This window comes from Rhizobium rosettiformans (assembly GCF_016806065.1).
Taxonomy (GTDB): Bacteria; Pseudomonadota; Alphaproteobacteria; order Rhizobiales; family Rhizobiaceae; genus Allorhizobium.
On sequence record NZ_CP032405.1, the window covers coordinates 4053567 to 4076827 of the forward strand.

28 protein-coding genes are annotated in these 23261 nt (G+C 60.7%); 9 read left to right on the forward strand and 19 right to left on the reverse strand.

What is annotated here, in order from left to right:
* Genes D4A92_RS19920 through D4A92_RS19930 form a run of 3 tightly spaced genes read right to left on the reverse strand, consistent with a single transcriptional unit; the run spans position 1 to position 1249 of the window.
* Positions 1-549 carry a hypothetical protein gene (locus tag D4A92_RS19920; RefSeq protein WP_203020097.1) on the reverse strand — a complete coding sequence of 183 codons (549 nt, stop codon included), beginning with the start codon at positions 547-549 and terminating at the stop codon, positions 1-3.
* Positions 546-932, reverse strand: a complete 387-nt coding sequence (locus D4A92_RS19925; RefSeq protein WP_203016796.1) for a hypothetical protein — start codon at positions 930-932, stop codon at positions 546-548. Before D4A92_RS19925 ends, D4A92_RS19920 begins: the two co-directional genes overlap by 4 nt.
* Positions 932-1249, reverse strand: a complete 318-nt coding sequence (locus D4A92_RS19930; protein ID WP_203016797.1) for a helix-turn-helix domain-containing protein — start codon at positions 1247-1249, stop codon at positions 932-934. Before D4A92_RS19930 ends, D4A92_RS19925 begins: the two co-directional genes overlap by 1 nt.
* Positions 1250-1566: 317 nt before the next feature.
* Here D4A92_RS19930 and D4A92_RS19935 point away from each other — a divergent pair, with 317 nt between their 5' ends.
* Entirely contained in the window at positions 1567-1902 is a 336-nt protein-coding gene (locus tag D4A92_RS19935) for a hypothetical protein (protein ID WP_203016798.1), read from the forward strand.
* Positions 1903-2534: 632 nt separating this feature from the next.
* Complete coding sequence (locus tag D4A92_RS19940; RefSeq protein WP_203016799.1) at positions 2535-3008, forward strand: hypothetical protein; 474 nt, start codon at positions 2535-2537, stop codon at positions 3006-3008.
* A 95-nt stretch (positions 3009-3103) separates the two neighbouring features.
* Here the strand turns inward: D4A92_RS19940 and D4A92_RS19945 are convergent, their stop codons facing one another.
* The 6 genes from D4A92_RS19945 to D4A92_RS19970 all read right to left on the reverse strand — a co-directional run bounded on the left by D4A92_RS19945 (position 3104) and on the right by D4A92_RS19970 (position 6645).
* Entirely contained in the window at positions 3104-4072 is a 969-nt protein-coding gene (locus tag D4A92_RS19945; RefSeq protein ID WP_203016801.1) for a hypothetical protein, read from the reverse strand.
* Positions 4073-4126: 54 nt separating this feature from the next.
* Positions 4127-4498, reverse strand: coding sequence for a hypothetical protein (locus tag D4A92_RS19950; protein WP_203016803.1), 372 nt, complete (start codon positions 4496-4498; stop codon positions 4127-4129).
* A 147-nt stretch (positions 4499-4645) separates the two neighbouring features.
* Entirely contained in the window at positions 4646-4966 is a 321-nt protein-coding gene (locus D4A92_RS19955; RefSeq protein WP_203016804.1) for an ATPase inhibitor subunit zeta, read from the reverse strand.
* Positions 4967-4993: 27 nt separating this feature from the next.
* A complete protein-coding gene (locus D4A92_RS19960; protein WP_203016806.1) occupies positions 4994-5296 on the reverse strand; it encodes a hypothetical protein in 303 nt (100 codons plus the stop codon).
* A gap of 409 nt (positions 5297-5705) precedes the next feature.
* On the reverse strand, positions 5706-6074 hold the full coding sequence (locus D4A92_RS19965; protein ID WP_425958871.1) for a hypothetical protein: 369 nt from the start codon (positions 6072-6074) through the stop codon (positions 5706-5708).
* Positions 6075-6228: 154 nt separating this feature from the next.
* Complete coding sequence (locus tag D4A92_RS19970; RefSeq protein WP_203016808.1) at positions 6229-6645, reverse strand: secondary thiamine-phosphate synthase enzyme YjbQ; 417 nt, start codon at positions 6643-6645, stop codon at positions 6229-6231.
* Positions 6646-6749: 104 nt separating this feature from the next.
* Between D4A92_RS19970 and D4A92_RS19975 the strand changes: the two genes are divergently transcribed.
* Entirely contained in the window at positions 6750-7211 is a 462-nt protein-coding gene (locus tag D4A92_RS19975) for a heme-degrading domain-containing protein (RefSeq protein WP_203016809.1), read from the forward strand.
* A gap of 12 nt (positions 7212-7223) precedes the next feature.
* Here the strand turns inward: D4A92_RS19975 and D4A92_RS19980 are convergent, their stop codons facing one another.
* Together D4A92_RS19980 and D4A92_RS19985 are read right to left on the reverse strand one after the other, a co-directional pair.
* Complete coding sequence (locus tag D4A92_RS19980) at positions 7224-7604, reverse strand: YybH family protein (protein WP_203016811.1); 381 nt, start codon at positions 7602-7604, stop codon at positions 7224-7226.
* 75 nt (positions 7605-7679) lie between these two features.
* A complete protein-coding gene (locus D4A92_RS19985) occupies positions 7680-8582 on the reverse strand; it encodes a LysR family transcriptional regulator ArgP (RefSeq protein ID WP_203016813.1) in 903 nt (300 codons plus the stop codon).
* Between the two features lie 89 nt (positions 8583-8671).
* On the opposite strand from D4A92_RS19985, the gene D4A92_RS19990 reads away from it, so the two are divergent.
* Complete coding sequence (locus D4A92_RS19990) at positions 8672-9271, forward strand: LysE/ArgO family amino acid transporter (RefSeq protein WP_203016815.1); 600 nt, start codon at positions 8672-8674, stop codon at positions 9269-9271.
* A gap of 75 nt (positions 9272-9346) precedes the next feature.
* The gene (locus D4A92_RS19995) at positions 9347-10495 is read left to right on the forward strand and encodes an amidohydrolase (protein WP_203016816.1); all 1149 of its coding nucleotides are present in this window, start codon (positions 9347-9349) and stop codon (positions 10493-10495) included.
* An 11-nt stretch (positions 10496-10506) separates the two neighbouring features.
* Here the strand turns inward: D4A92_RS19995 and D4A92_RS20000 are convergent, their stop codons facing one another.
* From D4A92_RS20000 to dnaG, 6 genes are all read right to left on the reverse strand, one after another.
* Entirely contained in the window at positions 10507-11565 is a 1059-nt protein-coding gene (locus D4A92_RS20000) for a DUF930 domain-containing protein (RefSeq protein WP_203016819.1), read from the reverse strand.
* A 66-nt stretch (positions 11566-11631) separates the two neighbouring features.
* Entirely contained in the window at positions 11632-12030 is a 399-nt protein-coding gene (locus D4A92_RS20005) for a type II toxin-antitoxin system VapC family toxin (protein ID WP_203016821.1), read from the reverse strand.
* Positions 12027-12302: an AbrB/MazE/SpoVT family DNA-binding domain-containing protein gene (locus D4A92_RS20010; RefSeq protein WP_203016823.1), complete on the reverse strand. Its 276-nt coding sequence runs from the start codon at positions 12300-12302 to the stop codon at positions 12027-12029. The genes D4A92_RS20005 and D4A92_RS20010 overlap by 4 nt, the downstream gene beginning before the upstream one ends.
* 125 nt (positions 12303-12427) lie before the next feature.
* The gene (rpoD, locus tag D4A92_RS20015; protein ID WP_203016825.1) at positions 12428-14491 is read right to left on the reverse strand and encodes an RNA polymerase sigma factor RpoD; all 2064 of its coding nucleotides are present in this window, start codon (positions 14489-14491) and stop codon (positions 12428-12430) included.
* Between the two features lie 383 nt (positions 14492-14874).
* Positions 14875-16182, reverse strand: a complete 1308-nt coding sequence (locus tag D4A92_RS20020; RefSeq protein WP_203016826.1) for an adenylate/guanylate cyclase domain-containing protein — start codon at positions 16180-16182, stop codon at positions 14875-14877.
* Between the two features lie 81 nt (positions 16183-16263).
* Positions 16264-18261 carry a DNA primase gene (gene dnaG / locus D4A92_RS20025; RefSeq protein WP_203016828.1) on the reverse strand — a complete coding sequence of 666 codons (1998 nt, stop codon included), beginning with the start codon at positions 18259-18261 and terminating at the stop codon, positions 16264-16266.
* 144 nt (positions 18262-18405) lie between these two features.
* Here dnaG and D4A92_RS20030 point away from each other — a divergent pair, with 144 nt between their 5' ends.
* A complete protein-coding gene (locus D4A92_RS20030) occupies positions 18406-18708 on the forward strand; it encodes a BrnT family toxin (RefSeq protein ID WP_203016830.1) in 303 nt (100 codons plus the stop codon).
* Complete coding sequence (locus D4A92_RS20035) at positions 18671-19003, forward strand: BrnA antitoxin family protein (protein WP_203016832.1); 333 nt, start codon at positions 18671-18673, stop codon at positions 19001-19003. Before D4A92_RS20030 ends, D4A92_RS20035 begins: the two co-directional genes overlap by 38 nt.
* A gap of 51 nt (positions 19004-19054) precedes the next feature.
* On the opposite strand, the gene D4A92_RS20040 is transcribed toward D4A92_RS20035, so the two are convergent.
* Entirely contained in the window at positions 19055-19507 is a 453-nt protein-coding gene (locus tag D4A92_RS20040; RefSeq protein ID WP_203016834.1) for a GatB/YqeY domain-containing protein, read from the reverse strand.
* Between the two features lie 316 nt (positions 19508-19823).
* Here D4A92_RS20040 and carA point away from each other — a divergent pair, with 316 nt between their 5' ends.
* Positions 19824-21029 carry a glutamine-hydrolyzing carbamoyl-phosphate synthase small subunit gene (carA, locus tag D4A92_RS20045; RefSeq protein WP_203016836.1) on the forward strand — a complete coding sequence of 402 codons (1206 nt, stop codon included), beginning with the start codon at positions 19824-19826 and terminating at the stop codon, positions 21027-21029.
* 36 nt (positions 21030-21065) lie between these two features.
* Here the strand turns inward: carA and D4A92_RS20050 are convergent, their stop codons facing one another.
* Positions 21066-22478, reverse strand: a complete 1413-nt coding sequence (locus D4A92_RS20050) for an MATE family efflux transporter (RefSeq protein ID WP_203016838.1) — start codon at positions 22476-22478, stop codon at positions 21066-21068.
* A 292-nt stretch (positions 22479-22770) separates the two neighbouring features.
* On the opposite strand from D4A92_RS20050, the gene D4A92_RS20055 reads away from it, so the two are divergent.
* Complete coding sequence (locus D4A92_RS20055) at positions 22771-23250, forward strand: DUF2938 domain-containing protein (protein WP_203016840.1); 480 nt, start codon at positions 22771-22773, stop codon at positions 23248-23250.
* Positions 23251-23261 lie beyond the last annotated feature (11 nt).

Consider the following 23261-nt stretch of genomic DNA (forward strand, 5'->3'; position numbering starts at 1 on the left):
TCAGCCTCCGATCTGCCGCAGCACCACCGCTCCAGCGGCCACCAGGCCGAACAGCACGACGCTGAACAAAAGCGCTGCATCGGCCAGGCGGCACACCGGGGAGAGGCTGGGAATGAAGGGGTTCCGATTGTCTATTTTTCGCTGCTCTTTAGGCATTGGCAGCAACCTGAAAATGCGGAACCCTGCAAGCGTATTCAGATCACGGAGGTTTGTGATGATCAGAAGAAGAAATCGGAAGGCGAAACGCCTCACTGAATTGAGGCTGGCGGAGCTGGAGCGGCAAATGTCCCACTTGGAAGATTTGACGGGCATACACACGGACGAGGAACTGCCAGATGTGGAAGAACCCACATTGACCGAAGCGCTGGTGGCACAAGAACGGATCATCAAGCACCTGTTGATCACGCTCGAAGTTCTTTTGCCGAGCTTTTCAATTGATGGATTCAGAAAGGCGATGCCGCGCCTGGACGAAAGCTTGACCGCGCAAGGCGAGACTGTGTGTCCCTCGATCGACCGTGAGAGGCTTTTGCAGATCATGGAAAGCATCATTCCTGCCCCCCTTCTCCAGCCGCAGCCTGATGAACCCCGTAGATTTCGGCCAGTTCTTGTTTCGAAAGAGAGCGAACAGGAGGGAGATCTGGGTCGACCTCAGGTTCCTGATCGGTAAGTGGTTCCTCAGAGGGAGTGGGGCGTTGAGCATAGCTTGAGTGTTTGAGATGCCTCCGCCCTGAAGAACGTCGGCTGACACAAGCGATACTCGCCTCTGCGAGATCGATAGCAGCCTTCGCTTGCCCGGAATCAAGCACCCGCCTCGCGCCCAGATAAGCAGACATGAGCGCAATCTCAGCTTTGGATCGCTTTTCAGTTTTGCGGTCGATCTCTTCGGCAACTTCGCCAAGAAAGTCACTGATGGACTGTTGGTTTTCATCCATCACGCGGCCTCCATCTGCGGGCTCGGGCGTCGCCCGTAGCGATAGTTCTCCGCAGGCTGCGGGCTCCGTCTCTGCCCGTCTGCATGGTAGCGCGAGCGCCACAGCATCTCCGGGCGCGTCTTGAGCGCAGCCGCAATGGCGCGCTCGCCTGCGAGATGCGGCTCGTGAACGGCATTACCCGCCGTCCCGGCGGGTAGCCCATAGGCCTTGTCGATTTGCGAAAGCGTCAGCTTGGCAAGGATGAGCCGGGACTTGATCCGGGCCACCTCTTCCAGCCGTCGACGCTGTGTCTTGTCTGCGGAAGCATCGCGATGCATAAACAATTCCTTCGAGACCAAGTGGGAGGCCCTGGCCGGCCTCCTTTTTTGGAGTGGTGAAATCTGCGAACACAGAAAGGGATATCACAATTTGGTAGATAGTAAATACCGTTTTGTGAGATCGACGAATTTTGGGAAAGAAACCGAAGCCTTCAAAGACGCCACTGGGTGAGCGACTACTTGAGGTCCGTGAAAGGTTGGGATTTGCTAATCGGAGAGCGGCGTTTGCTGAAACCGTGAGCCTGACTGAGCCAATGTTGGGCTATTATGAGAGGGGCGATCGGACGCCTGACGCTCTAGCGCTGTCGGAATATCGGATGCGCCACGGCGTAAGCCTATCTTGGCTCATCACAGGCGAGGGAGAGCCGTTCGACGATCCGTCGCAAGCGCCGCCGCCAAGCACGGCCATTGACCCCTGGGCCATGGCGCGCGCCTGGGCAGTGACTGAGCGGATCTGCAAGGAAATTGGCCGGCCAGCAACTGGCAGCCAGATCGCCGAGGAAGCCTCGATACTCTACAGCGCCCTTCTCACTCGGATCGTCGACCTGCGCGACCGACCCATGGTCGAGGCGGCTCTGGCCGTGCTGGCCGAAGAGCACAAACAGCGCATCCTCAACGTCGTGCCCGGTACCGGCAAACGCTCGGCTTCATGATTGTAACAAACCCAGCGGATACATGAGCGCAAAACTACGGTTGAGGATCAACTCCCCGCAACCAGAGTTTGAGCGTTAGAGTTATCAATTAAGGTTGATGGAGATCCGCCGAAGGGATGTCGAAACGCCGGTCGTCTCCGCTAATGCTTCATTCTTGAATTCGCCGAAAACGGGCGCTAACCTGTTGTAAAATATCTGTTTTCATCCAAGAATGAACTAACTTCATTCTTAAAATTGGATTTCGCACCAGTTTCGTCGCCCGAAAGCGGCGCATGAAGAATGCCTCTGAAGAAACGAGTTCGTTATTTTTCAAGCCTTTGAAGACGCCTTAAAGCCATTTCGACAATTTCTGAAGCCGCGCTTGAAGGTCGAGTTCCAATCTGGCAGAACGAAGCAGGATGACACAGTATTGCGCCTCCTTCTGTCAAATCGCGTCGATCGCGGATCCCGCGCCGTATAGCGAAACACACTGTAATTGCAGCGCTTTTCACCTTATCCCAGATCTTCCCGGATATTCCCGGTTTTCCAGTATCTAGTGACAAACAACAACCGAGCACTGTCTAAAATTGTAACTGTCAGTTTGACCTGAAGTTCAGCGCTCTGTGTCCAAAGTGTCTTCAACGGAGGCACCTATGACCATTTCGAAATTCAGCCTGACACTGACCGCGGTCGCTCTCTCTCTGTCGGCTTTCAACGCCAACGCTGTGCCGCGCACGGGCAATGAGCATGTGATCCGTCACGACCGCGGCGGCTACGTGATCGACTATGCGATCGATATGCTGAAAATGGAAAAGTCTCGGCGTCTGGTAAAGTTCGCTGGGCGCTGTGATTCCGCCTGCACCATCTACCTCGGGCTCAACAAAGCCCAGACATGCATTACCACTGCAGCCAAGTTCGGGTTCCACCTGCCGTTCGGCAGCGATCGACGAGGCAACCAGGTTGCGGCGAACTTCATGATGAAGAAATACCCCAAATGGGTGCATAAGTGGCTGGAAGCCAATGGCGGTCTGAGTGCCAAGCTGAAGGTGATGCCTTACTCATATGCAAGTCAGTATATCAAACCTTGCGATGGCCGCTCGAACATGGCGCAGCAGGCAAGTTTCTGAGCGAACATGCCAACGCCCGTCCAGCGACATGAGTTCGAAAAAAAGGCCGGGGTGTCCGTTCCCCGGCCCAAAAGCTCGAAACTCAAAGACTGATATCAGTCCTTTTTAGGTCCGTTCCCGTTTCCACCGGCATTCTCGCTTTTGCCGTTGTTACCGCTGTTGTTATTGCCGTTGTCGTTGGAGTCACTCTTGTCGGCCTGACCTTCGCTGGCAACTCCATTGCCGCCGCCATTGCCGCCGCCGACACCCCGATTGCCATCGCTGGGGGCGTTGTCGCTTTTGGCGGCATTGCCTTCATTAGCAGTCCCATTGCCACCGCCATTGCCACCGCCGTTGCCGCGGTTGCCGCCGCGGGCATTGCCACCGCCGTCGGGTCCGCTTTCGGTGCCGCCACCCGTGCCAGTGTCTGCGCCAGCGTCACCGTCATTTGGGCCGCCAGTACTGTCATCGGTCGCCTGCCCGCCGCTGGAATTGTCAGCGACCTCCGTGGCACCAGAACCGCTGCCAGAGTTGACCGCGGCACCTCCGCCAAAGCCACCAAAGACAGCCTCGACAAATGACCTTTCGCTGCGAGCGCCGCCTTCGGAAGAACCGGTACGGGAAGCGGGTGCTGCGGCTGTGGATGCGCGAGCGGAACAGGCGGTAACGACCGATTTGTATTCTTTCCGGACCTTTTCCAGCGCCGCAAGGTCACCAGACATGAGTGCTGCTTCGCAGGCACTGTTCGCCATGGAAACCAATTGAGCGCGTGTCTGCTTAGCCACTGCTTCCGAATTCAAGCCGAAGAGAACCGTCACTGCCGCAGCAGCGAACAACGCTTTATTACCATACATAAGGGGAACCTCTGAGAATGCGGCAGCAGCCATCCGCGCCGTTAACGGTCTGTTAGTCACAAATGCATCTATGCGCAAGATCTTTTTAGAGATGCATAATTTAACGTTAACGAGCAAACGGAAGCGGCAATGCAGCAGGCGGCCGAGGCAAGCCCCATGCTGTTGCTCGACACCTCCAATGTATTGGTGAGTGGCACACAGAAGGAGTTGCCGACCGCGCAAGGTCGGCAACCGTCAGAGATCGTAGCCCGGCCAAACAGACGATCCGTCTAGTGACCGCAATCTTCAGGCGTCCGCCGTCTCGCGAACGTCGTCGAGCAGGAAATGCACCACGACATAGTGTGTCGAGTAGGGACGGCCGCCGTCGGAGACGCTTTCGACCGTGCCGCCGTCGGCGGGGTGCCATTGACCATAGTGGGGATTGTTGACGATCAGGGTGATTGCTTTGCCGCTCCGCTGGCCCTGCAGGCGGTAGCGCGCTTCCGCAAGTGGCCAGATTCGCTCGAAGTCGGCCTGCGTCAGGCGCACCTTGAGTGCCTGGCGACGGATCGCTTCACTATGCGCACCATCCTCACGGGTTCGTGCCGGACTGGTCAGTGTGACCTCCTCCGCACCATCGAGAAGTGAACTGAATTCCTCCGGCCACATACGTCTCATGACAGTGCTCCTCCCCGAGCGCGTTGATGGTGACAGGGGGAGTGTAGCGTGTCTTGCGCCGGAAACAACGCCAGATCGGGCAATCATCGAACGACGCCTGAGCGGCGCCACGCGATTGCCCATCTGGACAGGCTTTAGACCGACCGCTTATTCCGTGCAGCCGGTGTCCTTCAGCGCCTGGGCGTGGAAACGGCGCAGTGCCGCCTCGATATCGGTCTTGCTCAACGAGTGCCCGGCGGTCGCCAGATCCCGCGACAGCCGCGCGATCACGTCGCCGTCGCCTGTCACCACGTGATCGACGGCGTGTAGATCGCGAGCATAGCGGCCGAGGTCGTCGCCGGTGAAGCCGATCAGCGAGCCGGCCCAGTAGCCGGCAAGGAGATTGCGGCGGGCACGGATGCTGCCGAGGCCATCGTCCTCATGCGGGTGAGCGGATTGGGCGACGGTCTTCACAATGGTCAGCGTCATGGATCGATTTTCCTCCTCGGTCATGAATCAGGCTTCCGCTTCTGCGGAGATGAGATAGTTGGCGACAGGCGCGCAGGCCGCATTGTTGGCATCGAGCAATTCTGCCGGGCTTGTAAGCCCGGTCGTCACCGATATTGCCGTTGTCGCGGCCCACCACAGATCACCGCTCGCGCGATCGACGAGCGCAGGGCCGGTCGTGCGAAGACAGTCACCCACCTGGGCAACGACCTGGACGGGCGCCTGCATCTCCTCGAGCCTCTGGCGGATATCTGCTTCGACAGGATCGATGACAAATGCGGCAAAAAGCGATGCGATCCAGTCACCGATCATCGGAAGGTCTCCGACCTCGCCGACATCAGACCATGCGGAATCGGCTGGCGAATACGCGGCTTCGGCATGCCTGGGCGAGGATGGGCAGCGTCATGGGCCGGGAAACGCCCCGGTGAAATCAGGATGGAGTGGTGGTGTCTCATGGACTGGTCCTTGGACCGGCAGCGGTGTCGAAAAAGGTCCGACATCGCAAGAGCGCCGGAGGCTCTTGCCAGAGGGGCCCGGACCAGCGGGTTGACGCTGATATGACAATCGATTCGGGCGTCTTCAAGGCATCGGGATCAACCGATATGAAAAAGTCGGGCCATGCAGCCGGGGTCTTGTCTGGCCCCTTGTTGCATGGCCCGGGCTGCGGGCGATCAAGGCTCACGCGTTCGGGCGAAAGCCGATCGGCTCCGCAGCCATGGCGTCAGTGGCGAATGACCGGGCAGCCGCGGACATTGGCGAAGACCATCCGGTCGCGACCGCCGTGACGCACACCGGCCACCACCACGCGCCGCGGCGTCACATCGGCGACGAAGGCGCGGCGCAAACCGTTCCAGCGCGCCTTTTCCACGGCCTGATGCGGACGGCATTCACCGCGACGGGGCCCATCCCAGCCCGGACGGTCCCAACCCGGGCGGTGGCCGGGGCGATCCCAGCCGGGGCCGCCATGGCGGGGACCTTCGATATAGACACCCCAGCCGAAGCTGTCGGCCGAAGCCGTGCCGGCAAGGCCCGTGGTCGCCATGACCGAGACGATGGCTGCGAGACCGATTTTGCGAAGCATGCCGATCATTTTCTCTCTCCTAGGACTGGCGCATCCCGGCGCCTTGGTTTCCATCCCGCCGTTACGAGCGATTGAGGAGAGAGTAGATGCGCCTCACTGAACGCAGTCCGAATCCGTCATTCAGGCACGGTTCACCTTGCCATGGCAGATGCACCGCGACCCCTCAGACATGAAGGATGACCTCTCGGCGATGCGGGCTGTCGCGGTGTTCGAAGAGATAGATGCCCTGCCATGTTCCGAGCAACAGGCGCCCCTCGGAAAAGGGAACGGAGAGTGACACCGGCAGAAGAGCCGCCTTGATATGCGCCGGCATGTCATCCGGCCCCTCGTCGCGATGGGTGATGTAGTTCATCGCCGGATCCGTCGTCGGTGGCACGAGGCGGCGGAAAAAGGCCTTGAGATCGACCTGAACGGAGGGATCGGCGTTTTCCTGGATCAGAAGCGAACAAGAGGTGTGGCGCACGAAGATCGTCAGGACACCCTCGTCAGCGCCGCTGTCCGCAAGAAATCTGCGGGCGCCATCCGTGAACTCGTAAAGCCCCTGTCCGCGCGTGGCGATCACCAGTCGCTGCATTGCCATTTCAAATATCCCTTTATGCTTCGGCGGGGAGAACCGGGCGCCACCCCTAGCCTATCCGGACCACCCTCTGTAGTCTCGCGCCGACAAACGGAGGACCGTCCATCATGAGCCTGATCGAAACCATCGAGAGACAGGAAAGCCTGCTCGTTTTCAAGAGCTTCGACGAAAACGTGGCGCTCGATATCGGTCAGCGTCTCGTAGACCTGGCACTATCGCAGAAGGCGCCCGTGGTCATCGATATCCGCACCTCCGACCGCACGCTGTTTCACGCCGCCCTGCCCGGCGCCTCGCCGGACAATGACCACTGGGCGCGCCGCAAGAGCAATGTGACGCTGCGCATGCACAAGGCCTCCCTTCGGGTCGGCGAACTCAATCGCGCCCGTGGCCGCAGTGTATCAGCGGATATCGGGCTCGATCCCATGGACTATGCCGATCACGGCGGCAGCTTTCCGGTCCGTGTGGAAGGCACCGGCGTCGTCGCGGCCATCACCGTCTCCGGCCTGAAGTCGGAAGAGGATCATGCGATGATCGTGACTGTCTTGGAAGCCTATCTCGGCACCGGCTGAAGAGCGCCTCGCTTAAGGACGCGTTCCCGCATAGAGGCTGAGCCGAAGGAACAGATCGCTCTCGCGCTCTAGCACAAGGACGGCTGGCAGGGCATATGGCCCCTCATCGGCCTCGGCGCCGCCCTCGGCGTCGCGCCGGTCCGAACCGTTCAGCGTACATTCCACCGCAACGCGAAAGCCTGCGGCATCCGTCATCACGACATGATCCGACAGCGTGATGCCATGGCGCAGAACATAAGCGGCCAGCGTGTCCCGGAAGGAGGCATGGCCGATCACCCGGATCCCATCCGGCAGGTCGAGCACCGCCTCCTCCTCGAACATTGCGAGAAGCCTATCGAAGTCATGCCGATTGAGGGCATCGATGACGGCAAGTGTCTGTTCTTTCAGGGACATGGGCCTCTCCTTCTTCTCAGACAAGATAGGCCTGTCAGCGCGGGAAGCAAGATGCCGCCCCCGGGCGCCCAGGCGTCACGGAATTGGACGCAACACGCGGGCGGATGCACGGATCACGGCTTCGGTGATCGGTTTCATCGCGCCGGCCACGGAGCGGCTGACATGCCAGTAGAGCGGCACGTCGAGCGGCTTTCCCGGCACAACTTCCCGCAGACGTCCATCGGAAAGAGCGGCACCGGCAAGCAGTTCGGGGTTCATGCCCCAGCCAAGGCCGGCAATGGCCGCATCGACAAAGGCGTGGCTGGAGGGCAGCCAATGCGACGGACCAGTTGTTGCGACACCCAGCACCTCCTCCGCCCAGCGGACCTGAAGCCGGTCCTTGGAGTTGAAGGTGATGACGGGAGCCCGGCCGAGGCTGGCCGCAGTCACCCTGTCACCCTCGAACCATTGCGCCATGAACCGAGGGCTTGCGGTCGCCAGATAGCGCAGCGTTCCGAGTGGTCGGCAATCGCATCCCTGGACCGGTTTGGCCGAGCCGCTGATCGCAGCCCGCACCTCGCCGCGCTTCAACCAATCGGCACTGTGATCCTGATCGTCGATGACGAGATCGAACAAGACACCCTCGATATCCTGCATGGCAGCCACGAACCAGGTTGCCAGGCTGTCGGCATTGACGGCAAGCCGCAGCGTCGGGAAGCCGGCAGCGTCGCCGCCTGTGTGCGCAGAAAGCCCGAGATCACGGCGCACCCCCTGTTCCAGGAGACGCACCTCTTCGGCATGACGAAACAGGCGCTCCCCGGCCTCGGTCGCCCGGCATGGCTGGGAGCGGATGACGAGCGATGTGCCGACCTGCTCCTCGAGCTGGCGCAGACGCTGTGAAATCGCCGATTGGGTCACATGCAGCATCTGGGCGGCACGCTCGAAACTGCCCGCGCGAAGAACGGCAGACAGGGCGGCGAGCTGAGCGGGATCAAACATCAGAAACCCTTATCCTGCATTAGACTTATTAGCTGTTCTAATTTGACTAGGGCGACTAGTCAAAGCGGCATCGTCAACGGGAGTTCGCCATGTTCACTGCCGCCACCGCCGGGTTCCTGCTCGGTCTCAGCCTCATTGTCGCGATCGGCGCGCAGAACGCCTTCATCTTGCGTCAGGGTCTGCGGCGGGAACATGTCCTGCCGCTCGTACTCACCTGCGCGATCTCCGATGCGATCCTCATCGCTTTGGGTGTCGCGGGTTTTGCAACGATTCTGTCACGCCTCGACTGGCTGGAACCGGTGATGCGCTATGGCGGGGCCGCTTTCCTCACCGTCTATGCGCTACGCAGTGCCCATTCAGCATGGAGCGGGGTTGCAAGCCTGCGGGCGGGCGAAACCACCGCAACGAGCCTCAAAGCCGCCTTTCTCACCTGCCTTGCCTTCACCTGGCTCAATCCGCATGTCTATCTCGATACGGTCGTACTGCTGGGTTCGATATCGACCCGCTATGCCGGACAGGAGACGGCCTTTGCGCTGGGTGCGATGACCGCATCCTTCACCTTCTTCTTCAGCCTGGGTTATGGCGCACGCCTGCTTGCCCCCTTGTTCGCGAGACCCGTCGCCTGGCGTATTCTCGATGGCCTGATTGCCCTCGTCATGGCAGCCATCGCCATTAAGCTGATCCTGTGAACTTGAGCCCGCTTCGACTTGGGCGACGGCCTGCGGTGGTATAGACCGGATGCAGGATGTCATGAGGAGGGGCCGATGTTTCTGACCAACCGCGATGTGATCGAGCTTCAGGCTTTTCGGCACGAGCTGCACCGTTATCCGGAAGTGTCGGGCGAAGAGCGGGAAACCGCCCGGCGCGTGGTCGAGGCCTTGCGGCCACTCGGACCCTCCCGGATCGTCACGGATCTCGGCGGTCATGGCGTTGCGGCCGTCTTTGACAGCGGACTGACGGGCCCCACGCTTCTCATTCGCGCCGAACTAGATGCCCTGCCGATCGAGGAAAAGTCGCAATCCGCTCATCGTTCGACGATTGCAGGCAAGGGCCATCTTTGCGGCCACGACGGTCACTCGACCATCCTTCTGGCGCTGGCCCGGGGCCTGTCCCGGCAACCCATCGGCAAGGGACGCGTGGTGCTGCTGTGGCAACCGGCAGAAGAAGACGGAAGCGGGGCCGCTGCCGTGCTCGCCGATCCGCGTTTCGAGGAAATCCGCCCGGATTTCGCCTATTCCCTGCACAACATGCCGGGCCTTGCCTTTGGCACAGTTGCGCTGAAGAGTGGCCCGGTGAACTGCGCCTCGCGCGGCATGAAAATCAGGCTTTCGGGCAAGACCGCCCACGCCTCCCAGCCGGAAACCGGCATTTCGCCGATGGCGGCCATCTCCCGTCTGATGCCGGAGCTCACAGCCCTCTCGCATGGCGCACCGCCGTCGACGGACTTCACGCTGGCAACTGTCACCCACGCTTGGCTCGGCGAACAGGCCTTCGGGATTGCGCCGGGTGATGCGGAAATCTGGGTAACACTCAGAACCCTGGTCGACGACCGGATGGCCCATCTCTGCGAAAGGGCGGAAACACTCGTGATGGAGGCCTCGCGGACCGCCGGGCTGCAACACGACATCAGCTATCACGACATCTTCTTCCACTGCGAGAATGCGCAGGAAGCCGTTGATCATCTGGAGGCGGCACTGCAGGCGGAAGGGATCCGCTTCGATGAAGGCAACCTGCCCATGCGGGCATCGGAAGATTTCGGCCGTCTGCGCGCCGTCTGCCCCTCGGCCATGTTCTTCCTCGGCGCCGGCGAGAGCCACCCTGCCCTCCACAATCCCGACTACGACTATCCAGATGACCTGACCGCAATCGGCGCCCGCATCTTCATGGCGGTCATCCGCAAGGCGCTCGGCTAACGGCTTCGGCCTCAGCTGTCGGGAAAGCCGCGCTCCGCCCATTCGGAGCGCGGAACAGCCTTGCCCACCGACAGCGAGAAGCGCACGACCTCGGTCGCATTGTCGTCAACCTCGCAGCGCACGGCAATGTTGATCCAGGAGCCGTTGACATCTCGGAAGGCCGCGAGCGGCACGTCGACCACGTTACCCTCCCGCAGCCGCAGGATGGGCAGGAAATACGGCACATAGGCAGGTGTGCCGTTGCGAAGCTGCTGGCTCAGCTCGGTCCCGCACAGCTGGTCCCCGCGCTCCTGACGCGTCAGCCCGGCCATGGCCGTCATCGCCGCCCGATCGCCTGAAATGGCCGAGGAGAAGAGTTCCGTCACCTCACGCGGTTCAAGCCGCGCTTCGGAGATAGCCGCGACGACGGCGGGGTCCGTCGGCTCTTCCCGAGCAGAGGCCTCGGCCTCGCCTTCCCCGTCATTGGTCTCCGCGGCAGCCTCCGGCAGCACTCCGTCGAGTGGCGGAGCTTCGGGCAGCGTGATCTCGGGCTGTGCCAGTGTCGGCGCAGCATCGGCGACTTCATCCGCCTCTTCCTGCATCTGAGCCTCCTCGGCGGTCTCGACCTCGGCCTCTGTCCCGCGAGAAAGCTCCGGTCCGCTGTCTCGCTCACCAAAGCGCACCACCGGCCGCAGCACGGGAATTGGGGCAGATGCTGCGTCGGGCAGCTCTGGTTCGGGCACCGGTGGTTGCTCGACGGGTTCCGGCTGCACTTCAGGTTCGGGTTCCGCGACCGGTTCTGGTGCCGGCGGCTCGGGCTCGGGTGCTGGCGGCTCGGCCTCTGCGGTTTCTTCGGGCGGAGGCTCCGATGCCTCAGGCTCTGGCTCTGGTGCAGCCTCCGGCTCGACCTCAGGCTCCGGTTCAGGCGGTGGCGCAACCAGCGTCACCTCGACTGCCTGCTCCTCCGGCGGAAGCTCAATCGGAGTATCGAAACTCAACAGAAAGACGGCCACTGCAAGCCCGTGCAGCAGCAGAGAAAGGGTCAGCCCTCCCCCGAAGCGCCGCCAGCCTGTCGTCTTGGTATCCTTCATGATCCGATCCATAGCGACGATTGCGGCAAAAAGGGAGGTGGAAGCTGCAAAGAGGACATCCAGGCGTCAGGAAAGCAATCGTGCCGCGTTACCACCGTCTTCGACGATCCGCACTGCTTTGCGGTCGAACGAAACGAAAGCCTCCCCGCCCATCATCCGCCCGGAGAAAGCGATGACGCCATCAGCGAAATCACCACCCTGTTCGAGGACATTAAGCCCGTGCTGCGCCAGAGCACGGTCCACGACGACGTTGCTCGTTTCAAGCAGACTGCGAACCACTCGGGCGATATCGACCTTCTGGACGCCATAGCTCCGATCCAGAACCCAGACAAGCTCGCAAAGTGCCTGAGGGGAAATGGCAACCAGACCGGCTTTCGTCAACATATCGAGTGCGACCTTCGACTGCTCTACATCGTCGCCGACGATGGCGCGCAGCAAGACATTCGTGTCAGCTATGATTTTCATGGCACACGATCCGAACCTTTGCCGGCAAGGGCACCGGCAGACGCGATCGCCTCATTCAATTCATCGACGGACAGGCTCCTGCCGTTGGTGCGCCCTTCAAGCATCTGGGCGAGATCACCAAAGGTCCTCTCGGATCGCACCGCAGACAGCGCTGCACGACCATCAGGCAAGAGGTCGACTGCGACTTTGTCTCCCGGCCGCAATCCGAGATGTTGAAGAACCTCCTTCCGGAGGGTGACCTGCCCCTTGGCTGTGATGCTGAGCTTTGTCATGACCCGCTCCTTCTTCACTAAGAGTAAGGCGAAAGAGCCTTACCGACAAGCTCCAGTGCGTTGCTGGCGCAAAAAACCCGCCGGATCGCTCCGACGGGTCCTGATGTCAAACATCCATGTCCAGCTCAGCTATCCAGGAAGCTCCGAAGCTTCCTCGACCGGCTCGGGTGCTTCAGCTTCCGGAGCGCCTTCGCTTCGATCTGACGGATACGTTCACGGGTAACCGAGAACTGCTGACCGACTTCTTCGAGCGTGTGGTCGGTGTTCATGCCGATGCCGAAGCGCATGCGCAGGACGCGTTCTTCACGCGGTGTGAGCGATGCGAGAACGCGGGTGGTCGTCTCACGCAGGTTCGCCTGAATGGCAGCGTCGATCGGCAACAGCGCGTTCTTGTCCTCGATGAAGTCGCCGAGATGCGAATCCTCTTCGTCACCCACGGGGGTTTCGAGCGAGATCGGCTCCTTGGCGATCTTCAGAACCTTGCGGACCTTTTCGAGCGGCATGGCAAGCTTTTCGGCCAGTTCTTCCGGCGTCGGCTCGCGGCCGATTTCGTGCAGCATCTGGCGCGAGGTGCGGACGATCTTGTTGATCGTCTCGATCATGTGCACCGGAATACGGATCGTGCGGGCCTGGTCGGCGATCGAGCGGGTGATCGCCTGACGAATCCACCAGGTCGCATAGGTCGAGAACTTGTAGCCGCGGCGATACTCGAACTTGTCGACCGCCTTCATCAGGCCGATATTGCCTTCCTGAATGAGGTCGAGGAACTGCAGGCCGCGGTTCGTGTACTTCTTGGCGATCGAAATGACGAGACGCAGGTTCGCCTCGACCATTTCCTTCTTGGCGATACGTGCTTCACGCTCGCCCTTCTGGACCATCGACACGATGCGACGGAACTCGGCGATCGAGATGCCGGTTTCGGTGGCAAGGTTCTGGATTTCGCCACGGATATCGCGGATCGTCTGGTTTTCCTCGCGGGCGAAATCCTTCCAGCCACGCGCCGAAAGATTGGCGATCGACTTCATCCAGTTCGGATCGAGTTCTGCACCCTGGTACTGTTCGAGGAACGAGTCACGCTTGACGCCGTAGCTTTCAGCGAGACGCAGCAGGCGGCCCTCATTCTGCATCAGGCGCTTGGAGATGTCGTAGAGCTGCTCGACGAGGCTGTCGATTCGGTTCTGGTTGAGCGACAGCGACTTGACCGCCGTGACCAACTGATCCTTCAGCTCCTTGTAGCGACGCTCCTGGCCGGATGACAGCGTGCCGGCACAGGCAAGACGCGCCTCCACCTGCTGGTCCTGCAGCTTGCGCAGCTTCTTGTAGGTGTCGGCGATCAGGTCGAGGGTCTCCATGACCTGCGGACGCAGTTCCGATTCCATCGCAGCCAGCGAAAGGTTCGATTCGTCCTCGTCCTCTTCCTCTTCTTCCGGCGGCATGCCTTCGCCGCCGATGGCCGTGATGTCGTCGTCGTCACCGGAGGCGGCCTGCGGACGGCGCTTGGCGCGCTCCTTTTCCTTCTCTTCGGCGGCCTTGCGGTCGGCCTCGATCTTTTCCGGGCTCTGGAACTGCGGAGCAGCCTTGGCTTCCGGACCGGAATAGGTGGTTTCGAGATCGATGATCTCACGCAAAAGCGTCGTGCCTTCGTTGAGTTCGTCGCGCCAGATGATCAGCGCCTGGAAGGTCAGCGGGCTCTCACAGAGGCCGGAGATCATCGTCTCGCGGCCAGCCTCGATGCGCTTCGCGATCGCGATTTCGCCTTCACGCGACAGAAGCTCGACGGAGCCCATTTCGCGCAGATACATGCGCACCGGATCGTCGGTGCGGTCGGTCGGCTCTTTCTTCTTGGCGGTCGCGACAGCCGTGCCGGCCGTCGGCGCCAGTTCGCCGCCTTCGCTTTCGCCTTCTTCCTCGGCGTCGTCTTCCCCGCTCTGAGCTTCATCCACGTCTTCGTCTTCGATGACGTTGATACCCATGTCGGAAAGCATGGCCATGGTGTCCTCGATCTGCTCGGAGGTCACTTCCTCCGACGGCAGAACCGAGTTCAATTCATCCATGGTGACATAGCCGCGTTTTTTCGCGGCCTTGATCATCTTTTTGACCGCGTCATCGGAAAGATCGAGAAGCGGGCCGTCCGTCGCGCCGTCGCGTTCGCCTTCGGCTTCTTCGTTTTCTTTGACTTTCGATGCCATCTATCTTGTCGCTTTCCCTGACGTCTGATCATGCGGCTTGCCGCCGGAGGAATGGGAGACGAACCACTCACCCGGGCGGATAGCTGTCACTGACCTAACGGAGTGTTGCTTAATTCCTGCTTAACTATGGGCATTGCGGTCGCAGCGCCGAAAATTCGTTTGTCTGCATGACCGGTCATCATACCAGAGATCCGTCCGAACCCACTTCACCCTTGTGTGCTTAGATTGGTGATTCCCACAATTTTTCCTGGCGTCAAGCCTTTCTGGCGGCCGGACAGGGAAAATCAACAAAACAAGCCGTTCAACGGCGTCTTTATCACCGATCTTCGCAGATGTAGGACATCGGGCCCGAGAAACAAGAGGCAAAACCCGCAAGAGCCGAGTCATGTCGGGGTGAGAGACTCACTCTTGACACCCGTCAAGAACCAGACCCGCATCAGCCCCTTGCCCTTGACGTCGATCTCACCACGCAGTTCGAAATCGAAACGACTCTCCAGGCGCTGCTTCAGGCAGTCGGCGACCTGAATACGACCGGCAACGCCATGGGATTCCATATGGGCTGCCGTATTCACAGTATCGCCCCAGACATCGTAAAGGAGCTTGTTGGGGCCGATCACGCCGGCGACGACCGGGCCGGTGTCGAGGCCGATGCGAACCTCGACCACCTCTCCCACCTGTTCCGAAATCTTGCGACAGCAGGCGATGATATCGAGTGCCATCAGGGCGACCGCTGTCTCGTGATCCGGCTTCGGTTCGGGAAGGCCGCCGGCCACCATGTAGGCATCGCCAATCGTCTTGATTTTCTCCAGCCCATGCGCGGTCGCGATCGCATCGAAGTGCGAGAAGACTCGCCCAAGGAAGGCGATGACTTGTTGCGGCTGCCAGCGTGCCGCCCTCGGCGTGAAATCGACGATATCGGCAAACAGGATGGTGGCAGAGGGAATCTGATCAGCAACGACCTGCGTCCTTTGATCACGAAGTCGGCTTGCCACGGCCTGTGGCAGAATATTCTGCAGCAACCGCTCTGAAAACTCATGCTCGGATTCCAGCGCCATCTCTGCCTGGGCCGCTTCCTTGAAGGCGAAGAAGGAGGTGGTGAAGATCAGCAGAAAGGCAAAGGGGACCGTCAGGTAGTAGAGCGTATTTAGAAAAACAGGCTCGACCCGGATGAAGTCGAGCGGCGCCACAAAGAGGATCTCGGTCGCAAGAAAGGCAGCCAGACCGACGATGGTGACAAAGGCGGAAAGCAGCAGGCGCTCTGCTCCAAAGACGAGCATGGAGGCCGCCGCCCCGGGCAGAAAATAGAAATGCAGCCCCGAGTCCCGGCCGAAGAACATGCAGTAGCCGATCCCGAAGATCAGCCAGATCGTGCACAGGTAAAGCGCCCCAGAAATCGGTCCGTAACGGTGAAAATAAGGGGTGAGCGCGTAGAAGATCACCTGCGGAGAAAAGGCGATGATCGCCGGCAGCAGGCCATACCAGTCATAGGCCACGTAGAGCAGCACGTAGGGAACGGTCATCAGGCTGACCATCGCGGCGATAATGTTGGTAACCGCGAGCCTGCGACGAATACGCGGCGGATAACCGGCGGTTCCGATCCTTGCCACCCACCAGACGGCATTCGGCAGGCGCCAGAACGAGCGGAGCTTACGCCCGTTTCGGGCTATGAAATCGAACTCGTGCTGCGCCACTCTTGTTTCCGGTAACAATGGAACAGGACCTGAATCCCCCATTTGCCGCCGCAGTGCAACAGGTTTATGCAAACGATTACATCAGCCGTGCCCGGTCGCTGGTCCCTTGACGCGTCCAGACATCACGCCAAAGCCATCGATGATCGCTTCCTGGTTTTCCATGCGCGTCACTTCGAGCTGCACCTCATGCAAGGCGCTGATCACCTGCTCGATGCGCGCGCCGTCGTCCGTTTCGGTCGCCTCGGCAATCTCCCGCTCCAACTCCATGCGCTGACGCTTCAAGGCCCTTGCCCGCTTGTAAAGCGCAAGCGCCTGGCGATAGCCCTCACGGGCATCCTCCGACGCAGCAATTTCCGTGGCGATCCAGAGCCTCGCATTGCGGATCTGCTGATCGAGACTACGCAGCAGCGTGCCGTGACCGTGGGCCTCAAGCTTCTGGATCAGGATTTCGCGGCTCAGCAACGGACCGGCTTCCGCAACAGCCGTCAGCAGCGACGACCACAGTTTCTGCAATCCCGCATGCTCGTAATCGATCGCGGCAACCTCATCATACTCGCCCTCCAACAACTGCGGATGGTTGACGATGGTCAGCGCCAGCACGCTTTCCCTGAGCGTCGGCTGATCGAGCGCGCCGCGCACGAGGCCTGATCGCGCCAGCCGGTCCGAAATCGTGCCACGGCTTGAGGCAACGGGACCGGGAGGACGCCCGCCGCCATTTCGGCCATCCTGCCCCTGTCCGCGGCCGCCGCCCTGGAAATTGCCACGTTCTCCGCGGCCGGGCTGACTGCCCTTAAAGAAGGCATAGAGGCGGTCACGCACATCCTGCTGATAGTGGCGACGCACGTTCTCGTCGGCAATAACGTTGACGATCTGCTTGAGCTTCGCTTCGAGTTCGGCGCGCTTTTCCGGCGTATCGAAGCCGCCGGCCTGCGTTTCGCGCATCCAAACCATTTCGGCGAGCGGACGAGCCTCCGACAGCACACGGTCGAAAGGCTGGCGCCCATCGCGCTTGACGAGATCATCCGGATCCTTGCCATCAGGCAGCATGGCAAAGCGGAGCGACTGGCCCGGCTTGATGTGCGGCAAAGCCAGATCGACGGCGCGAAACGCCGCCCGCTGCCCCGCTCCATCGCCGTCGAAGCAAAGCACCGGCACCGGCGTCGTCTTCCACATCAGCTGCAACTGGTTTTCGGTTAGCGCCGTGCCGAGCGGCGCGACAGCATTCTCGATCCCGGCCTGATAGAGCGCGATCACGTCCATGTAGCCTTCGACCGCAATCAGGGTATCGGCGCCGTCAGCCCCCTGCATCGCCCGGCGAGCGCGGGAGAAATTGTAAAGAACATTGCCCTTGTGAAAGAGCTCGGTCTCGTTGGAATTGAGATACTTCGCCATCGCATCGGCCGCCATGGCGCGCCCGCCAAAGGCGATGACCTTGTCGCGCGACGACAGGATCGGGAACATGATACGATCGCGGAAGCGATCATAGGAGACCGGGATATCAGGGCCATGCACGACGAGCCCGCAGGCCTCGATCTGCTCCTTTGGGACGCCCTTGGAGGCCAGATATTCTTTCAGCGCATTGCGACTTTCGGGCGCATAACCAAGCCTGAACGTCTCGATGGTCCGCCCCGAGAGACCACGCTCTCGTAAGTAAGCCCTCGCTCGCGCGCCACTCGCCGTCTGCAGCTGATCCTGGAAGAACTGCGTCGCCATCTCCATGACGTCCTGCAGTGTCGTGCGCTCCCGCTCGCGCCGCTCCGCCTGCGGATCAGGCTGCGGCATGGCAATCCCGGCCATATCAGCGACCTGCTGAACGGCTTCGACGAAGCTCAGGCCTTCAAGATCGGTCAGGAAACGGAAGTGATCGCCGGACACGCCACAGCCGAAGCAATGATAGCGGCCCTTGCGATCCTCGCAGTGAAAGCTCGGGCTCTTTTCGCCATGGAAGGGGCAGCAGGCCCAGTAGTCCTGCCGCGACACATTGGTCTTCTTGCGATCCCAGGTCACGCGGCGGCCCACCACGGCCGAAATCGGCACGCGGTCACGGATCTCGTCGAGGAATTCGCTGGAAAAACGCATCTGTATCCCTGGGAAGCTGATCTTCCATATAGGCGCCCACTGGCCAGAGCGCCAAGGCTTTCGCGCGGAGTGCCCGTTATTCACAGCGCTTGTACATCAAGACGTTTGTATATACACTCAAAGGACAAGCACCCGAGAGCCGCCATGCGAAGCCTGGACGACATTCCGCAGGAAGAATGGGCCTTCGAGTGGGACGAGGCGAAACGGATCAGCAATCGCCACAAGCATGGGATTGATTTCGATGACGTTGTCTTAGCGCTGGCTGGACCTCGTCTTGAGACACAGACCATGGCCAACGGTGAGTTGCGGGTTCTTGCGACATGCCCGGAAAGCGCCCGGTTGATTACCGCCGTCTACACCATGAGAGGAAACGTCTGTCGGATCATATCCGCCCGCGTTGCGAGAAGAAATGAGCGAAGAGAATATCACGCGCACTACCATAGCTGAGATTTTGGAAAAGCGGGCGCGCGGTGAAAAAAGCCAGACCGACTGGGCCCGCGTCGACGCCATGACCGACGAGGATATCGAGCGCGCCATGCGTGACGATCCCGACTGGAAGGACCACATGGACATCGACTGGTCCAAGGCCAGGATGGTCATCCCCGACAAGAAGAAGGCGATCTCGATCCGCCTCGATCACGACATCATCGATTTCTTTCAGGCGACCGGCAAGGGCTATCAGACCCGCATCAACGCGGTCCTGCGCCATTTCGTCGACGAGCAGAAGCGCTCGAAACCCTGAAACGCAAGACGCCGCCCGGAGGCGGCGTCAAACATCTTAGGATCAGGCCTCTTACTTCAAGAGATCCTTGACCACACCCGAGGCCTTGCCGAAGTCCATCTGGCCGGCATAGCGTTCCTTCAGCGCACTGATGCACTTGCCCATGTCGCGCAAGCCTTGCGCCCCGGTTTCGTTGATCACCGCAGCGCAGAGTTCACGCACCTTCTCTTCCGAGAGCTGCTCGGGCATGAAGGACTTGATGATGACGATTTCCTCGCGCTCCTGCGCGGCAAGTTCCGGCCGATCGTTTTCGGCATAGATCTTGGCGGATTCGTCCCGCTGCTTGATCATCTTCATCAAGATCTGCATGATCTCGTCGTCGCTGACCGGATCCTTGCCGGCACCGCGATGCGCAATGTCGCGGTCCTTGATCGCGGTCTGGATCAGGCGCACGGTCGACGTCCTGCGGACATCCTTGGCCTTCAAGGCTTCTTTCAGCGAGTTGGCGAGCGTGTCGCGTATCATTTTCTTCTCCGGGGAGCGGCCCCTTCGCTCTTGGCGATTGTGGCTTTTCCGTGTTTGTTGAGTGGTTCTCATAGCCAGACATTTGCTGCGGCGCAAACGAATTGAGCAAACCCTTGAAACGGCTTGGGAGAAATCCGCCCCGGAAACAACTCCGGAATTGACCTCTCCCTGCGATGCGTCTATTGCTCGGCACCTGCACGCAAATTGTCATCAGGGCCGAAAACGCGCGACTTCGCGCGCCCTCGATCTGCAACATAAATGGTCCTGCGAAACCCCTCCGACAAGGGGCCGGTACGCGGGCGAACAAGGAACAACCATGACCGCGACAGCCCCCTGGACGACCCGCAAGCCGACCGCCCTCCTCGTTCTCGCCGACGGCACCGTCATCGAAGGCCATGGAATCGGCGCGACCGGCAAGGTCCAGGCCGAGGTCTGCTTCAATACGGCACTGACCGGATACGAGGAAATCCTCACCGATCCCTCCTATCTCGGCCAGATCGTCACCTTCACCTTCCCCCATATCGGCAATGTCGGCACCAATGACGAAGACATCGAAGACCTGACGCCGGCAGCACGCCACGGCGCGGTCGGAACGATCTTCAAGGCCGACATCACGGAGCCTTCAAATTATCGTGCCGCAAGCCATCTCGACGCCTGGCTGAAGGCCCGTGGCATTATCGGCCTGTCTGGCGTCGACACCCGGGCGCTGACAGCCTGGATCCGCGAAAACGGCGCCCCGAACGCCGTCATCGCCCATGATCCGAATGGCGTCTTCGACATCGAGGCGCTGAAGGCTGAAGCCAAGGCTTGGAGCGGTCTCGAAGGGCTCGATCTCGCCAAGGTCGCGACCTCGGGCCAGTCCTCCGTCTGGAACGAGAAAGCCTGGTCCTGGACAGAAGGGCACACGACGCTCGGAGCGGAAGACGCCAAGTACCACATCGTCTGCGTCGACTTCGGCGTGAAGCGCAACATCCTGCGTCTCTTTGCAGGCCTCGACTGCAAGGTCACGGTCGTGCCCGCCACCACTTCGGCGGAAGACATCATGGCGCTCAACCCGGATGGCGTCTTCCTGTCGAATGGTCCGGGAGATCCGGCAGCAACCGGCGAATATGCCGTGCCTGTGATCCAGAACCTCATCAAGACGGACAAGCCGGTCTTCGGCATCTGCCTCGGCCACCAGATGCTGGGCCTGGCGCTTGGCGGCCAGACCGAGAAGATGCACCAGGGCCATCACGGCGCAAACCATCCGGTAAAGGACTTCACCACCGGCAAGGTCGAGATCGTCTCGATGAACCATGGCTTCGCAGTCGACTCCAAGTCGCTGCCGGAAACTGTTGAAGAGACTCACGTTTCGCTGTTTGACGGCACCAATTGCGGCCTGCGCCTCAAGGGCAAGCCGGTCTTCTCCGTGCAGCACCACCCGGAAGCCTCACCCGGCCCACAGGACAGCCACTACCTCTTCCGCCGCTTCATCAACTTGGTGCGCGAAACGAAGGGCGAACCGGCACTCGCCGAGCGCTGAGACGCTTCAATCTAATTGGAAACTGGCGGCCCGGGCTTATCCCCGGGCCGTTTGCATTTCATGCCGGACCTTCAGGTAGAAGCGAAGGCTCAGCATGACGGCAGCGCTCGCGAGCCCGAGGCAGAAGCCGTACCAGATGCCGATACCACCAATCCCAAGCGGGAAGGCCATGAGCCAGGCAAGGAAGAAGCCGATCGGCCAGTAGGAAACGAGCGCCAGGATCATCGGCACGCGCGCATCTTTCAGCCCGCGCAAGAGCCCAGCCGCAATTGCCTGCAGCCCGTCAACCAGCTGGAACAGACCCGCGACCATGACGAGCGGCCCCGCATAGGCCAGCACCTCGGCAGCGGCCGGGGCATTCTCATTGATGAACGCGGCAGACAGTTGGTTCGGCACGAGCAGGAACAGGATAGCGCCTGACAGGGACATGAGAGCGGCGATGCCAAGCACCGTGATCGATGCCCGCACCAGCTCCGGATAATTGCCCCGTCCATGCGCAAGGCCGATCCGAACGGTTGCGGCTTGCGCCAATCCAAGCGGCAGCATGAAGGCAATCGAGGCGAGCTGCAGCGCGATTCCATGAGCCGCGAGTTCGATCGTCCCGATCCGCCCCATCAGCAGCGAGGCCGCGCTGAACAGGCTGACTTCGGCAAGTACTGTGACGCTGATCGGCATCCCCAGATGCAGCACTTCGCGAAACGCCTGCCAGTCGGGCCGCCAGAAGCGCACGAAGAGTTCGTAGCGCCGCGTCTCGTCGCGGGTCTGGATGTAGATCACCATGGCGACGAAGCTCACCCATTGCACGATGACAGCAACGATCGCCGCCCCGGTCATACCGAGCGCCGGCAGCCCGAAATGCCCGAGCACCAGCGCATAGGCGAGGATCGCATTGAGGACCAGGATGCCGAGCGTCACCCAGAGCACGATCCGGGCCCGGCCGGTCGCGCTGACCAGCGCACGCAAGACGGCAAAGAGCAGTGCCGGAAGCAGGCCGAGCTGGATGATGAAGACATAGTTTGCCGAAAGCGCTGCGACTTCAGGCTTTTGCCCAAGCGCAAGCAGGATCGCCTCCGCATTGAAGAACAGCGGCATCGTCAGGATCACGTAGAGGATCGAGACCCACATGCCCATACGGATCGAGCGACGGACGGAAACGATGTCACCGCGTCCGTAGGCTTGGGCGACCATGGGCATGACAGCCATGGAGAAACCGGATCCGAAGATGAAGATCGTGAAGAAGAACTGCCCGGCCAGCACCATGGCTGCGAGCGGCACCGCGCCCAGCTGACCGACGATGACCACATCCGTCGTGTGGATGCCGAGTTGCGCCAGCTGCGCGCCGATCAGCGGGATCCCGAGCGAAAGGGTGGCGCGGATATGAGACGTCCAGCTGCCGGCACCCACCGGTGCATTACTGTGTGTGTCAAGCGGAGCGACGTCGATGTGCATGGCGATGATCTCAACGAAAAAAGCCGCTTCCAGAGCGTACTGGTGAGCGGCATGTCACATCGGGATAAGCGGCAACCTGCAATCCAGCAAGACGAAATCGACAACCTGCAAAATTATTGCGAGATACATCAGCAAGATTGATGAAAATCAGGGCTGAAACATCAGATCCGAACCGAAATCCTCTCGAAAAACAGGGGAAGTTGCCTGTTGCCGCGCAAAACGGCCTTTCTCACGGCCGGAAACCGCCCATAGGTTCAATTCTCTATTTCCCAATCACAAGGGCGGATGAAGCATGTGGGAACTGATCTGGCGCGGCTCCATCATTGGGTTCGGCGCGACGCTTGCCATGGACCTCTGGGCCATATGTCTGACGCTCGCCTTCCGCCAGCCGAAGGCCAACTGGGCCCCGGTAGGACGATGGTTCTACCATCTGAAAGCCGGCACGGTGTTTCATCACACGATCGCAGACGCTGCGCCCTACCGCCACGAACAGGCTCTCGGCTGGATCGCGCATTACGCCGTCGGCATTGCCTACGGCATCATCCTCGTCCTTGCGCTCGGCTCAAGCTGGCTTGCCCAGCCGACCCTACTGCCGGCCTGGATCTGGGCCATTGTCACCGTTGCCGCCGGCTGGTTCCTGCTGCAGCCAGGCCTTGGGCTCGGCTGGGCCGCCGCAAAGACCCCGAACCCGAACAAGGTCCGCACCCTCAATCTCTTGGCCCATACAGTGTTCGGTCTCGGCCTCTGGCTGACCGCATTGGTGATCCGCTGAAAGGACCGGCG

Bases quoted from the DNA above. Each gene is read 5' to 3' on its own strand.
- D4A92_RS19920 (WP_203020097.1), bottom strand. From the start codon at position 549: ATGATGCTTTCCATGATCTGCAAAAGCCTCTCACGGTCGATCGAGGGA.
- D4A92_RS19925 (WP_203016796.1), bottom strand. From the start codon at position 932: ATGGATGAAAACCAACAGTCCATCAGTGACTTTCTTGGCGAAGTTGCC.
- D4A92_RS19930 (WP_203016797.1), bottom strand. From the start codon at position 1,249: ATGCATCGCGATGCTTCCGCAGACAAGACACAGCGTCGACGGCTGGAA.
- D4A92_RS19935 (WP_203016798.1), top strand. From the start codon at position 1,567: ATGCGCCACGGCGTAAGCCTATCTTGGCTCATCACAGGCGAGGGAGAG.
- D4A92_RS19940 (WP_203016799.1), top strand. From the start codon at position 2,535: ATGACCATTTCGAAATTCAGCCTGACACTGACCGCGGTCGCTCTCTCT.
- D4A92_RS19950 (WP_203016803.1), bottom strand. From the start codon at position 4,498: ATGAGACGTATGTGGCCGGAGGAATTCAGTTCACTTCTCGATGGTGCG.
- D4A92_RS19955 (WP_203016804.1), bottom strand. From the start codon at position 4,966: ATGACGCTGACCATTGTGAAGACCGTCGCCCAATCCGCTCACCCGCAT.
- D4A92_RS19960 (WP_203016806.1), bottom strand. From the start codon at position 5,296: ATGATCGGTGACTGGATCGCATCGCTTTTTGCCGCATTTGTCATCGAT.
- D4A92_RS19965 (WP_425958871.1), bottom strand. From the start codon at position 6,074: ATGATCGGCATGCTTCGCAAAATCGGTCTCGCAGCCATCGTCTCGGTC.
- D4A92_RS19970 (WP_203016808.1), bottom strand. From the start codon at position 6,645: ATGGCAATGCAGCGACTGGTGATCGCCACGCGCGGACAGGGGCTTTAC.
- D4A92_RS19975 (WP_203016809.1), top strand. From the start codon at position 6,750: ATGAGCCTGATCGAAACCATCGAGAGACAGGAAAGCCTGCTCGTTTTC.
- D4A92_RS19980 (WP_203016811.1), bottom strand. From the start codon at position 7,604: ATGTCCCTGAAAGAACAGACACTTGCCGTCATCGATGCCCTCAATCGG.
- D4A92_RS19985 (WP_203016813.1), bottom strand. From the start codon at position 8,582: ATGTTTGATCCCGCTCAGCTCGCCGCCCTGTCTGCCGTTCTTCGCGCG.
- D4A92_RS19990 (WP_203016815.1), top strand. From the start codon at position 8,672: ATGTTCACTGCCGCCACCGCCGGGTTCCTGCTCGGTCTCAGCCTCATT.
- D4A92_RS19995 (WP_203016816.1), top strand. From the start codon at position 9,347: ATGTTTCTGACCAACCGCGATGTGATCGAGCTTCAGGCTTTTCGGCAC.
- D4A92_RS20000 (WP_203016819.1), bottom strand. From the start codon at position 11,565: ATGAAGGATACCAAGACGACAGGCTGGCGGCGCTTCGGGGGAGGGCTG.
- D4A92_RS20005 (WP_203016821.1), bottom strand. From the start codon at position 12,030: ATGAAAATCATAGCTGACACGAATGTCTTGCTGCGCGCCATCGTCGGC.
- D4A92_RS20010 (WP_203016823.1), bottom strand. From the start codon at position 12,302: ATGACAAAGCTCAGCATCACAGCCAAGGGGCAGGTCACCCTCCGGAAG.
- rpoD (WP_203016825.1), bottom strand. From the start codon at position 14,491: ATGGCATCGAAAGTCAAAGAAAACGAAGAAGCCGAAGGCGAACGCGAC.
- dnaG (WP_203016828.1), bottom strand. From the start codon at position 18,261: ATGCGTTTTTCCAGCGAATTCCTCGACGAGATCCGTGACCGCGTGCCG.
- D4A92_RS20030 (WP_203016830.1), top strand. From the start codon at position 18,406: ATGCGAAGCCTGGACGACATTCCGCAGGAAGAATGGGCCTTCGAGTGG.
- D4A92_RS20035 (WP_203016832.1), top strand. From the start codon at position 18,671: ATGAGCGAAGAGAATATCACGCGCACTACCATAGCTGAGATTTTGGAA.
- D4A92_RS20040 (WP_203016834.1), bottom strand. From the start codon at position 19,507: ATGATACGCGACACGCTCGCCAACTCGCTGAAAGAAGCCTTGAAGGCC.
- carA (WP_203016836.1), top strand. From the start codon at position 19,824: ATGACCGCGACAGCCCCCTGGACGACCCGCAAGCCGACCGCCCTCCTC.
- D4A92_RS20050 (WP_203016838.1), bottom strand. From the start codon at position 22,478: ATGCACATCGACGTCGCTCCGCTTGACACACACAGTAATGCACCGGTG.
- D4A92_RS20055 (WP_203016840.1), top strand. From the start codon at position 22,771: ATGTGGGAACTGATCTGGCGCGGCTCCATCATTGGGTTCGGCGCGACG.